Below are 11,959 nucleotides of genomic sequence, written 5' to 3'. Positions count from 1 at the left end.
AGCCCCTTGCGGCCTTATCTGGATTCACTCCGCGACCGCGCTTATCGCTAGCATCGCCCCATGCCCCTGGCCACTTTCCACCCTGCCGTCGCCCGCTGGTTCGAGCGGACTTTCCCCGCCCCCACGCCTGCCCAGCGCGCGGCATGGCCGGCGATCCAGGCCGGGCGCCACACCTTGGTCGCCGCGCCTACCGGCTCGGGCAAGACGCTGACGGCGTTTCTCGCCGCGCTGGATGATCTGGTGCGGCGCGGCCTGGAACACGGCGGCCTGCCGGACGAAACGGCCGTGGTCTATGTCTCGCCGCTGAAGGCGCTGTCCAACGATATTCGCCTGAACCTGGAAGCGCCGCTGGCCGGTATCCGCGAGGAACTGGCTGCGCTGGGCCTGCCCGATGTGGACATCCACACGGCGGTGCGCACCGGCGACACGCCGCCGGCAGAACGGCAGAAAGCGTTCCGCAAGCCGCCGCATATCGTCGTCACCACGCCCGAATCGCTGTACGTGCTGCTCGGCTCGGCATCGGGCCGCAGCCTGTTGTCGACGGTGCGCACGGTCATCGTCGACGAAATCCACGCCGTGGCGGCGAGCAAGCGCGGCAGCCACCTGGCGCTGTCGCTGGAGCGCCTGCAGGCGCTGTGTCCGCAGCCGCTGGTGCGGGTCGGCCTGTCGGCCACGCAAAAGCCCATCGACGCGGTAGCGCGCTTCCTGGTCGGTGCCGGCGACGGCATCGACGCGCCGGCCTGCGAGATCGTCGACATTGGCTACGGCAAGCAGCGCGACCTGGCGCTGGAACTGCCGCCGGCACCGCTAGGCGCGGTGATGTCGAACGACCAGTGGGAACAGGTCTACGACCGCGTCGCCGGGCTAGTGCGTGCGCATTCCACCACATTGGTATTTGTCAACACGCGGCGCATGGCCGAGCGCGCGGCACGCCACCTGGGCGAGCGGCTGGGCAGGGACACGGTCGCCGCCCACCACGGCAGCCTGGCGCGCGAGGCGCGCCTGGATGCGGAACAGCGGCTCAAGCGCGGCGCACTGAGTGTGCTGGTGGCGACGGCATCGCTGGAACTGGGCCTGGATATTGGCGACGTGAACCTGGTCTGCCAGCTCGGCACGCCGCGTTCCATCGCGGCCTTCCTGCAGCGCGCAGGGCGCTCCGGCCATGCGGTCGGCGGCGTGCCCAAGGCGCGCCTGTTTCCGCAGTCGCGCGACGAACTGGTCGAATGCGCCGCACTGCTGGACTGCGTGCGCCGCGGCGAACTGGATGCCCTGCGCATTCCCGTCGCGCCCCTGGACGTGCTGGCCCAGCAGCTGGTGGCCGAGACGTCCGCCCGCGACTGGGACGAGGATGCCTTGTACGCGCTGGTGCGCCGCGCCGCGCCCTACGCGCAGCTGAGCCAGGCCGACTACGCCACCGTCGTGCGCATGCTCGCCGATGGCTTCACCACACGCCGCGGCGCGCGCGCCGGCTACGTGCATCGCGATGCGGTGAACCGGCGCCTGCGCGAGCGCAAGGGCGCGCGCATGACCGCGCTGATGTCCGGCGGCACCATTCCCGATACCGGCGACTACGCGGTGATGCTGGAACCCGAAGGCCACACCATCGGCACGGTGAACGAAGACTTCGCCATCGAAAGCCTGTCCGGCGACGTGTTCCAGCTGGGCAACGCGAGCTACCGCATCCTGCGCATCGAACCCGGCCGCGTGCGGGTGGAAGACGCCAAGGGCGTGCCGCCGAATATTCCGTTCTGGCTGGGCGAGGCGCCGGGCCGCAGCGACGAGCTGTCGTTCGGCGTGGCGCGGTTGCGCGAAGGCGTCGCCGCCGCGATCGGCGAAGGTGGCACCAGCGCCGGCCTGCACTGGCTGGTGCACGAAACCGGCCTGGACGAGGAAGCCGCGCGGCAGATAGCCGACTACCTGGGCAAGGCCATCGCCGCGCTGGGCGAGCTGCCGACGCAATCGCGCATCGTGCTGGAGCGCTTCTTCGACGAGTCCGGCGGCACGCAGCTGATCATCCACTCGCCGTTCGGCAGCCGCCTCAACCGCGCCTGGGGCCTGGCCCTGCGCAAGCGCTTCTGCCGCCAGTTCAATTTCGAGCTGCAGGCGGCGGCGACCGAAGATGCCATCATCCTGTCGCTGTCGACCAGCCACAGCTTTCCGTTGCTGGAAGTGTCGCGCTACCTGCATTCGGCCACGGCACTGGACGTGCTGGTGCAGGCACTGCTGGATGCGCCGCTGTTCGGCGTGCGCTGGCGCTGGAACGCGACCACCGCGCTGGCGCTGCCGCGCTTCGTCGGTGGACGCAAGGTGCCGCCGCAGCTGCAGCGCATGAAATCCGAAGACCTGCTCGCCACGGTATTTCCCGACCAGGTGGCCTGCCTGGAAAACATCGTCGGCGAACGCGAGATTCCCGATCATCCGCTGGTCGCCCAGACCCTGCACGACTGCCTGCACGAAGCCATGGACGCCGACGGCTGGCTGCAACTGCTGCGCCGGCTGGAGCAGGGCGAGATCAGCGTGATCGCCCGCGACCTGCCGCTGCCGTCGCCGCTGGCTGCGGAAATCATCAACGCGCGGCCTTACGCGTTTCTCGACGACGCCCCGCTGGAAGAGCGCCGCACCCAGGCCGTGCAGAGCCGCCTGTACCGCGAAGCCGAATCGGCCGACGAACTGGGCAAGCTGGATGCGGCCGCCATCGCCGCGGTGCGCGAAGAAGCCTGGCCGCAGCCGCGCAGCGCGGACGAAATGCACGAGGCGCTGGTCGGCATCGGTGTTGTCAGCGGCGACGAAGCGCAGGCCAATGCCGGCTGGACAGATTGGCTGCAGGCCCTGGCGGTTGACGGCCGTGCCACGCGCCTGTGCGGTGATGAAACAGTGTCCACAGTGGAACTCTGGTCGGCGACCGAGCAATTGCCGCTGCTGCGCACGTTGTTGCCGGCAGCGGTCTGCGTGCCCGAGGTCGACGTGCCGGAGGAGTTCGCCCAGGCCGAGTGGTCGCGGGAAACCGCCCTGCGCGAACTGCTGCGCGCACGCCTGACCTGCCTGGGGCCGGCCCGGGCCGATGCAGTGGCGCAGTCGCTGGGCCTGCCGCTGGCCGAGATCGGGACGGCCTTGCTGGCCCTGCAGGCTGAAGGCTATGTCATGCAAGGGCGCTTCAGCCCGGATGCCACGGCGGAGGAATGGTGCGAACGCCATCTGCTCGCCCGCATCCACCGCTATACATTGAAACAATTGCGCCGCGAGATAGAGCCGGTATCACCGCGGGATTTCCAGCGCTTCCTGTTCGACTGGCAGCACCTGGGCGAGGGCGAACGCGTGCGCGGTCCGGAAGCGCTGGCCGGCGTGCTGGGCCAGCTGGAAGGCTTCGAGGCGCCGGCCGTGGCCTGGGAATCCGACCTGCTGCCGGCGCGCGTACGCGACTACTCCATCACCTGGCTGGACGAGCTGTGCACCGCCGGGCGCACGCTATGGACGCGGCTGCGGCCCAGCGCCGGCGACGGGGCAGGGCGCGGCAATGCCTCGCTGCGCGCTACGCCCATCCTTCTGCTGCCGCGGCGCAATGCGCCCTTGTGGACGCGGCTGGCCAGCCGGCCGGACGAGGCGCCGGAACTCAGCTCGCGCGCGCAGCGCGTGGCGGACTACCTGGCCGAACACGGCGCTTCGTTCTTCGACGAGATCGGCGATGCCACCCACCTGCTGCGCACCGAGCTGGAAGATGCGCTGGCCGAGCTGGTCGTGCGCGGACGTGCGCAATGCGACAGCTTTGGCGGGTTGCGCGCGCTGCTGGTACCCGCCTCGAAACGCGACGGCAGCGGCTCGCGCCAGCGCCGGCGCAAGGTGCCGCTGTTCGGCATCCGCGATGCGGGGCGCTGGGCCTTGATCCGCCCGTCTGCGCAAGCGGGGCAGGGCGAAGAGACAGAGCACGCCGCCCGCGTTCTGCTGCGCCGCTACGGCGTGATCTGCTGGCGCCTGCTCGAACGCGAAGCCGCCTGGCTGCCGCCCTGGCGCGAACTGGTGCGCGTCTACCAGCGCCTGGAAGCGCGCGGCGAAATCCGCGGTGGCCGCTTCATCAGCGGCATTCCCGGCGAACAGTTCGCCCTGCCCGACGCGGTCGCCGCCATGCGCCGCGTGCGCCGCGACGAAAAGAAAGACCAGTGGATCGCCGTCGCCGCGACCGATCCGGCCAATCTGCTGGGCAGCGTGCTTGCCGGCGACAAGGTGGCGCGCATACCGGGCCATCGCGTGGTGTATCGCGACGGCGTGCCCGTTGCGGTACTGGTGGCAGGAGAAGTGACTTTGCTCGAAACGCTGTCGCCGCAGGACGAACAGAAAGCCGCGCGCCTGTTGCGCGGCCTGGAACCGTATGCCGCTGCTGCAGTCGCGGCGTATGCGGTCCCCCCGCCCTGACTGCTACGGACAAGGCAATTCCCCAACGAGGTGGAATGGGGTTTTGTTTTTGCAGAACTTTTGCACGTGGCCACCTGCCTGCGTGGGAAAACCCGGCGAGTGTCGCTGCCGATCGATATTGCGTGGCTGCACGCCGGGCGGCAATTTCCGCGCATTCCGCTTTGAGGTGACGGTGCCTCGCTGCGCAAATTTCTTTTGCGCTTTGTAAACTTTACGCTCATAGTTGCGCCCGGCAGCTTTGGGGCGCTGTCGCCAGGGGAAGCCAGGATCTCGCGCCGGCCGTGCACTGCATCGGCCGCCCGCGGCGTGGCCAGGTGTCGCCCCGCGCTGCCGGCGGCCCACCTTGTCCACTGCCCCAGGAGCGTTTCATGAAGACGATGTCCTTGGTTTGGCTTTTCTTCGCCCTGTTCCTCGCCGGCTGCAGCACCAATCCGGCCCACGGCGACCGGTCCCACGCGCGCAAGGAAACGTGCAAGCCCACGAGCGAAGCGGAAATCCACGAGGAGTTCGTGCGCTGGAATACGGCGTTGCGCGGTGGCGTGGCAGAGCTCATCGTGGCTATTTATGCGCCGCGCTCCATCCTGCTGCCGACGCGAACCTACCCCGTGCGCATCACGCAGCAGGAGAAGATCGGCTATTTCACGGAACTCATGCGGGCCCATCCCTCCGCCGAAATCGACCTGGAGTTCATCGAGATCGGCTGCAACAGTGCTGTCAATTCCGGTTTGTATACATTTAATCTCGATGGCCAGTACGTCAAGGCGCGCTATTCCTTCAGCTATCGCTGGGCCGGCACGCAATGGCTGATCACCAGCCACCATTCGTCCGTCGTGCCCTGACCGCTGCGCACGCCTGCCGCGGGCAACGCTGCCCGCGGTTCGGCGAGGCCACACCGGGCTGATCGCAGAAAGCCTGTGGCCGATGGCGCAGCCGCAGCGTGGCTGCGCCACGGGCAGGTACGTGGTCAGTAGCGGTTTTGATCACGCCGTGCTGGACAGCTTGCGCATCAGCGTTTCGGCCAATGGCAATGCCACGCTGCTGATCAGGGCGAAAATGCCGATCAGCCACTGCTGGCCCTCGAACACGGTGGGTACCGCTGCGCCCCAGACGGTGAACGCTGCGGTTCCGAGCAGCAGCTCGATGACGGGAAGGTTGTGCCAGCCCAGCTGTGCCTTTGCTTCGGCCGCGTTCGCGACATACAGCGCATAGATGACGATGGGAGTGGCGGCCAGAAAACCGAGGTAGTTCCAGAGAAGATAGAGGCTTGCATCGGGCTTGAACTGTTCTGACACGATGGCGACCACGGGCAGGTAGATGGCCAGCAGTTCGGTCGGGATATAGCGCTTGAGCAACTCCAGCGAGTTGTTGATTTTTTTTGCGTTGGCTTCGGCCGAGCCGGGCGCTGGAGTGGCGGTTCCGTCCTTCCTGGCCGACTCCAGGGCAGCGGTCTGCGCCGCGGTGAATACGGTGGGCTGATTCGGATTGAGCCGCTGGAATGCGGTTCCTGCGATGGCTTGTAGCGACATGGAATACTCCGGCAGTTGGCGGGGAACTATCGCGGCATCCCTGCAAGGACACGCTGCCTGCGTTTGATCGGGCGCAGGAGCGATGCGCACTGCCGACCGCGCAGCAGCGAAGTGCCGTTACGGCCGCGTACGTCGACCTGGCTGCGCAGAAACGCCGCAGAAACGGGGGCTAAAACACGACTGGCGCGTCTTGCGATGCGCGCTATGCCCGCGCAACCTGGCTGCCCGTCGACAGTGCCGCCGCGGCTGCATCCGAACAGGTTCGTGCACTCAGTAAGTGCGGCAGCGGGGGCGATTCTCCCGGCGCGGTTTGCCGGCTCGCTGCGGACCGTGGCTTTCGCGGTACGCTGCCTGTCTGCCGCCGGGACGAATTGCGCTGCTCAGGCAGCGAGCGCTTTGTATCGCGCGTTTCGCAGGCGCAGCCCGGCCGTGCGGCGTGGACAAGCGCGCTGCCGGCAAAGGAAGGCTGCTATTTCACGCGCTTGCCGATCTGTATCCCCAGCCATGCCATCGGCAGATAGGCAACCAGCAGATCCAGCGCCATGAACCACGCCGGCGCCGGAATCATGAAGCACGCGGCAATGCCGCCGCACAGAAACGCCACGCCGATCGCATAGGCGAATCTGGCCTTGTGGCTGGCCGCGATCAGATAAGCCACCAGCGCGCCGGCCAGGGTGCCCAGCGCATGCGCCAGGAACGGCATGATGAAATGCCGCGGCTCGAACAGGGGCATGGCCTTGGCCAGGCTTTCGGCGTTGCTGACATCGACACCTGCAGGTGGCGGAATCAGCGCCGGGCTGAGCGTGATGAGCGCGCCGTTGACGACGGCGCCGACGACGATGCCCGCGAGGACGGCGAGCACGTTGCGCAGCAGCTTGGGCATGGCGATTCTCCTGAGTCGAAGACCTGGAGTGGCGAAGAGCGGAACGCCCGTCGCTTTTAGCGTGTTTCCCGCCACCGATCAAACCGGCGCCATTCCGCGCTGCAGCATCGCACTCCGGCAACGGCGGGCCGGTGCGGAAACCCGCCTGGCGAGCAGCAGGGAAACCTCGCATGCTGAAGATGATCACGGCAGCCGGGTTTGCGCCGGCGGCGGCGAGCCGCCGGCCTGGAGACAGAAGTGAACTATTTTAATTGTTTCTCGGCATCGACGATATCCACGCCCTGCATCTGCCCCAGCAGGCCGTCGAACCAGGGCTTGTGCGAGCTGCCGACGATGGCGAGTACGCGCGCACCGGGCCGCTCGCCGAAGGCCACGCGGATACTGGCCACCATGCGCAGGTTGCGCGCCTCCCAGCCGGCGACATAGAGGCGGCCGTACTGCTGTGGCGAGGGATCGCGCAAGGCCGCGCCGAAGTCGCTGTCGATGGCCTTGCGCAGCACGTCGGGCCGGTTGATGAAGCGGTACAGCGCGAGCAGGTCGTCGCCCTTGGCCAAGGCATCTTCCCGCGCGCGATTGGCCTTGACGTTGTCGGCAGCGGCGTCCCAGGCCGCCTGCATGGCCTTGCCAAAGGCTTCCGTGTCGCCGATCTGCACATTGTCGCCCGTGTGGTCGTCGGCCAGGTACACGCGGGCCAGTCCCAGCTGTGCCGCCAGCCGCGCGCCGATGCTGTAGCTCTCGTTGGCGCTGGCGGCGAGTTTTTCCAGCCGGGCTACCAGTACCGCGTCGAGACCATCGCCCGCGTGCCGCTCGCCGGCGGGCAATTGCAGCCACTGCACCAGTGCCGAGGGGTGTTCGCCCGCGGCGAGAAATACCGCGGCAAGACGCCGGCGCTGTACCGCGCTGGGTTGGGCCGGCCAGTCTTTCAGCGTCTGGTGGAATTCGGCAATCGCCGCCGGCACGTCCAGGCCGGTGGCGGCCTTGGCCGGTGCGGTATCGACGCAATACGGCGACAGGTTGTCAGGCAGATAGACTGTGGGATGGCGCGCGACCAGATCGCATTGCTCGCCGCCGAGGCTTTCGACCGTGATGATGTCGGGCTTGAACGCGGCGAGCCGGGCCAGCAGCGGCTGCAGTAGTTCCGGCGTGATGGTTCTTTCGATCTGCGACAGATGCACCGAGCCCAGTACCAGCACTTGCGTGCGTGGCCCGGGCATTTTCCGGTCGAGTTGCGGCAGCGGTTTTTGCGCCTGTGCGCCGAAGGCGGAAAGGGCGAGGAACAGGCCAAGGGCAGCGCAGCGCAAGTACATGTCGTGATCCGAAGCGATGGGAGTGAGCTAGGGATGCAGAAGCGGTGTCTAGCGTTTAAAGCGCGGTGACGCCTGCGCGGGCAGGGAGGGGCTGCAAGGCAGCGCAGCGTGTGCGAACACCGTGCTCGCCGTGACCGCTTCGCCCCTGCCGCGCCGCCTTGCGGAAAGCGGCGCTCTACTTGTCGCGCTTGCGTTCGATGTCCTTGCGCACCGCGTCTAGCGCGGGATCGCGCTTGGCCAGGTAGGCCACGCTGGTCAGCGGTGCGGCGATCTGCGGGGCGAGTGCGACGAAGTTCACGTCGACCAGCTTGTCCAGGCATTGCGGTATCGCGGCGCAGCCGTCCTTGAGATCGAACGTGCCGTTGGTATAGCGCAGCCCGAAATGCGAGTTGGGCAGCGCCACGCGGCCGCCCTCGGACCAGAAGGCCAGGCGGTCGCCGAGTTCCTCGCCGACGACAGTCACACGCTCGCCGCCGCCTTTCTTCACCGCGGCGGCCGAGACGATGCCGGCGGAATAGGTGTAGTTGCCGACCAGCAGATAAGTGCGGCCGGTGGCCTTGGCCGGCAGCGCGCGCATGAACTGCAGCGTCGTGAGCAGGTTGCCGCCGATGTCGAAGCGCAGGTCGAGAATCAGGTTGTGCGGCTTTTGTGCGGCGATTTCCGCCTCGACGCGGGCGGTGAATTCGGCGATGGGACGGCCGGGTTCGTCTTCGTTGGAGCGGAACTGGATATACAGCGCATCGATTTCCGGCAGGGGCACCGTGCGGAAAGGCTCGCCTGCATCGGCCAGGTAGATGGGCAGCGCATCGTTGCTAATGGCCGTTGTCCACTTTGCCTCATGGGTTACTGGCTGCGGCAGCCACAGGCGTTCGTCCTCGGCGGTTGGCGCTACCGCGTCGTTGGCGACCATCGCCACTACACGCTCGACGACCCTGCCCGAGGCGAGCCTGAGCTTCAGCGCAATGCGGTCGGCGTCCTTCGCCACGCCGATGGCCTGCAGCACGCCCAGCGATTCGATCAGCCCCGGCAGGTATTTGCGGCGATTGATCTCGCTGCCGCCCTGCAGCGACCGGGTGCGCTGGTACAGCGCTGCCGGTGCCAGTCCTTCGACGGCGAGCACGCGCGCGCCGGCCAGGTCGGCCGCGTCGCCCGTGGCGCGCGCAACGATCAGTGCATCGGGAAACCAGAGCAGGCGTAGCGGCAGGCGCGCGGCCGGCAGGGCGCGCGGATCGCGATAGCGCAGGCCGCTGTGGGCGTTGTCGGTCAGCGCGCCGACCTGGGCGAGGCCGACCAGCAGTTCGGCCGGCGACAGGCTGCCGGCGCGGGCTTCGAGTTCGCCCAGTTTTGCCTGCGCAAGCGCGCGCGTGGCGGCTGTATAGGCAAGTTCCTTGGGCAGGTAGTCGTCGCGCACGACAGCAAGATCGGCGAGCTGCGCGGTGCGCAGCGCGTCATCGGCATGCGCTGTCAGCGCGAGGCCGAGGCAGAAAAGCAGAGCGGTAAAGTTGCGCATCGGTAGTTCCTGGCGGGCGGTGGAAACACTGGATCGGTGGGAAAGCAGTTCGAGATTTTTTCCGTCCGCTGGCGGCGAGAGAGCGGTCATCTGCCGGCGGCGGCGTTGCGGCAGCCGGGCGCACGGCAGCAGCACTGCGGTTGCCCGTTGCGGCGGCTGTTCAATGCGCTGCGAATGCGGCGGCGAGTGTCGCCACGGCGCAGCCGGCAAGGCCCAGCGCCATCGCCGCATTGAATGCGCGGCGCCGGCGCGCATCGGCCAGCCAGCGCTGCAGCCGCGCGCCCAGCGCCAGCCAGGCCATGACGCTGGCAAAACAGATCGCCGCTTCGAGCACACACATCGCAAACAGCCGCAGCGCGCGCGCGTCGGGCGGCGCAAGCACCAGCGCGGTGCCGGCCAGTGCCATTGCCCAGCCTTTCGGGTTGACCAGCTGCAGCGCAACGGCTTCGAAGAAACGCGGCGGCTGTGCGGCGTCGCGCCGCGGGCCGGCGTCGCTGCGCAGCAGCCGCCAGGTCAGCCAGGCCAGATAGCCGGCCGAGGCCAGCGCGAGTACGCGCGACAGCCACGGCGTTGTCGCGATCGCGCCGGCAACGCCCAGCGCCGACAGCAGCACCAGGCCAGTACAGCCGACCGTGACGCCGCAGGCGAGCGCGATACCGGCGGCTGCGCCGAAGCGCGCACCGGTTGCTGCGGCCAGCGCGTTGTTCGGCCCTGGCGTAATGCAGCTGACGAATGCCAGCACCGCGAAGGCGGACAGTTCGGCAATCATCGCAGGCTCCAGAGGATCAGGCTTCCAGCCTACGCCGCGGCGGCAGTACAGTACCGATACACTTCCGGTCGAACCGGTCAGTACAGTCGAGCCGCATGGACACTGCCCCGCACGCCTCATCCCGCGTCGACGCCTGCATCGAATGGCTGCGCGCACGCATCGACCGACGCGTATTTCCCGGCGGTGCGCGCGTGCCGTCGATTCGCGCGCTGGCGCGCACGCTGGCGGTTTCGCCGTTCACGGCGGCCGAAGCCTACGAGCGCATGGCCGCAGCCGGGCTGATCGCGGCGCGGCGCGGTGCCGGCTACTACGTCTGCGAAGTGGCCGCGCCTGTGCCGAACCTGGCGCGGGCATCGGCGCAGGTCGACCTCAAATGGCTGATGCAGCAGATGCTCGACAGCGGGCGCGCGGCGAGCGGCCCGGGTCTGGGCGTGCTGCCGGCGGCCTGGCTCGATGGCGATGCCCTCGGCGCCACCCTGCGTGCGATCGGCCGCGAAGGCCCGGGGCGCCTGCTCGAAGGCGGTACGGCGCAGGGTTATGCGCCGCTGCGCGAAGTGCTGGCGCGGCGGCTGGCTGCGTTCGGCATCGCCGCGCATGCCGAGCAGATCGTACTGACGACCGGCATCACGCATGCGATACACCTGGTCCTGCAGACCCTGGTCATGCCCGGCGACACGGTACTCGTGCTCGACCCGTCGTGGTTCGGTGCACTTGGCATGCTCGCGCTGCGCGGTGCGCGCGTGATCGGCGTGCCGTATGCCGCCGGCGGCCCCGACCTGGCTGCGCTCGACGCCATTGCCAGGGAAACGCGGCCGCGCCTGCTGCTGATCAACAGCGTCGTGCAGAACCCGACCGGCCTTGCCCTCGATGCCGCCGCGGTTGCGCGCATTGTGCAGATTGCAGCAAGGTACGATTTTCACGTGATCGAGGACGACGTCTACGCCGACCTGTGCGATCCGCTGCTACCCCGGCTCGCCGCGTACGATGGGCTGCAACGTGTGATCTACGCGGGCGGCTATTCGAAAACCCTTGCTGCGAATCTGCGCGTCGGCTACCTCGCCTGCAGCGAAAACCTGGCGCGCACGTTCGCCGATACCAAGGTGCTGACCGGCTACACCACGCCCGAAGTCAACGAGCGCGCGCTGCACAAGCTGCTGGCCAACGGCCGCTACGGGCGGCATGTCGCGGCCTTGCGCGAACGGCTGGACCTGCAGCGGCGCAAGGCGCTCCGGCTGCTGGAGCGCGAAGGTTTCGCCGTCTACGGCCGTCCCGCGCACGGCCTGTTCGCCTGGGTCGACATGGCCTGCGATACCAACGAGCTTGCACTGCGCGGCCGCGAACGCGGCCTGCTGCTGGCACCCGGCAGCCTGTTCTCGCCCACGCAGCGTGCCAGCCGCTTCATGCGCTACAACGTCACTACGGCGGCCGATGCGGCGCTGCGCGAACTGTTCGCTGCCGCGCGGCAACTGGCGCACGACTGAGCGCTGCTCCTGCTGCTGCCCTGCGGCCTCGTGCCCGCGACGGAACGGAATGTCCGACTGCCCTGGCGCCGGTGCA

The 11,959-nt window shown here is 68.2% G+C and carries 9 protein-coding genes; 4 read left to right on the top strand and 5 right to left on the bottom strand.

Annotation, left to right across the window (positions count from 1 at the left end; all coding sequences use genetic code 11):
* Window positions 1–60 precede the first annotated feature (60 nt).
* Together DFR29_RS26330 and DFR29_RS26325 are read left to right on the top strand one after the other, a co-directional pair.
* Window positions 61–4,407 (top strand): DEAD/DEAH box helicase, encoded by a 4,347-nt coding sequence (locus DFR29_RS26330; protein WP_133821633.1) that lies wholly within the window; start codon window positions 61–63, stop codon window positions 4,405–4,407.
* Window positions 4,408–4,775: 368 nt separating this feature from the next.
* Window positions 4,776–5,246, top strand: a complete 471-nt coding sequence (locus DFR29_RS26325) for a DUF4440 domain-containing protein (RefSeq protein WP_133821632.1) — start codon at window positions 4,776–4,778, stop codon at window positions 5,244–5,246.
* Window positions 5,247–5,387: 141 nt separating this feature from the next.
* Here DFR29_RS26325 and DFR29_RS26320 read toward each other — a convergent pair whose 3' ends face one another.
* Both DFR29_RS26320 and DFR29_RS26315 read right to left on the bottom strand, forming a co-directional pair.
* Window positions 5,388–5,933: a hypothetical protein gene (locus tag DFR29_RS26320; protein WP_133821631.1), complete on the bottom strand. Its 546-nt coding sequence runs from the start codon at window positions 5,931–5,933 to the stop codon at window positions 5,388–5,390.
* Window positions 5,934–6,402: 469 nt separating this feature from the next.
* Entirely contained in the window at window positions 6,403–6,816 is a 414-nt protein-coding gene (locus DFR29_RS26315) for a hypothetical protein (protein WP_133821630.1), read from the bottom strand.
* Between DFR29_RS26315 and DFR29_RS26310 the strand changes: the two genes are divergently transcribed.
* Window positions 6,815–7,057 carry a hypothetical protein gene (locus DFR29_RS26310; protein ID WP_133821629.1) on the top strand — a complete coding sequence of 81 codons (243 nt, stop codon included), beginning with the start codon at window positions 6,815–6,817 and terminating at the stop codon, window positions 7,055–7,057. The genes DFR29_RS26315 and DFR29_RS26310 overlap by 2 nt on opposite strands.
* A 1-nt stretch (window position 7,058) precedes the next feature.
* Here DFR29_RS26310 and DFR29_RS26305 read toward each other — a convergent pair whose 3' ends face one another.
* From DFR29_RS26305 to DFR29_RS26295, 3 genes are all read right to left on the bottom strand, one after another.
* The gene (locus tag DFR29_RS26305; protein ID WP_425598895.1) at window positions 7,059–8,117 is read right to left on the bottom strand and encodes a DUF5694 domain-containing protein; all 1,059 of its coding nucleotides are present in this window, start codon (window positions 8,115–8,117) and stop codon (window positions 7,059–7,061) included.
* A 181-nt stretch (window positions 8,118–8,298) separates the two neighbouring features.
* Window positions 8,299–9,633, bottom strand: a complete 1,335-nt coding sequence (locus DFR29_RS26300; protein ID WP_133821627.1) for a S41 family peptidase — start codon at window positions 9,631–9,633, stop codon at window positions 8,299–8,301.
* Window positions 9,634–9,793: 160 nt separating this feature from the next.
* Complete coding sequence (locus DFR29_RS26295) at window positions 9,794–10,402, bottom strand: LysE family translocator (RefSeq protein WP_166654353.1); 609 nt, start codon at window positions 10,400–10,402, stop codon at window positions 9,794–9,796.
* A gap of 95 nt (window positions 10,403–10,497) precedes the next feature.
* On the opposite strand from DFR29_RS26295, the gene DFR29_RS26290 reads away from it, so the two are divergent.
* The gene (locus tag DFR29_RS26290) at window positions 10,498–11,883 is read left to right on the top strand and encodes an aminotransferase-like domain-containing protein (protein ID WP_166654352.1); all 1,386 of its coding nucleotides are present in this window, start codon (window positions 10,498–10,500) and stop codon (window positions 11,881–11,883) included.
* The last annotated feature ends 76 nt before the right edge of the window (window positions 11,884–11,959 follow it).

The organism is Tahibacter aquaticus, from assembly GCF_004363655.1.
Lineage (GTDB): Bacteria > Pseudomonadota > Gammaproteobacteria > Xanthomonadales > Rhodanobacteraceae > Tahibacter > Tahibacter aquaticus.
This window is presented reverse-complemented; position numbering and strand designations above follow the sequence as displayed.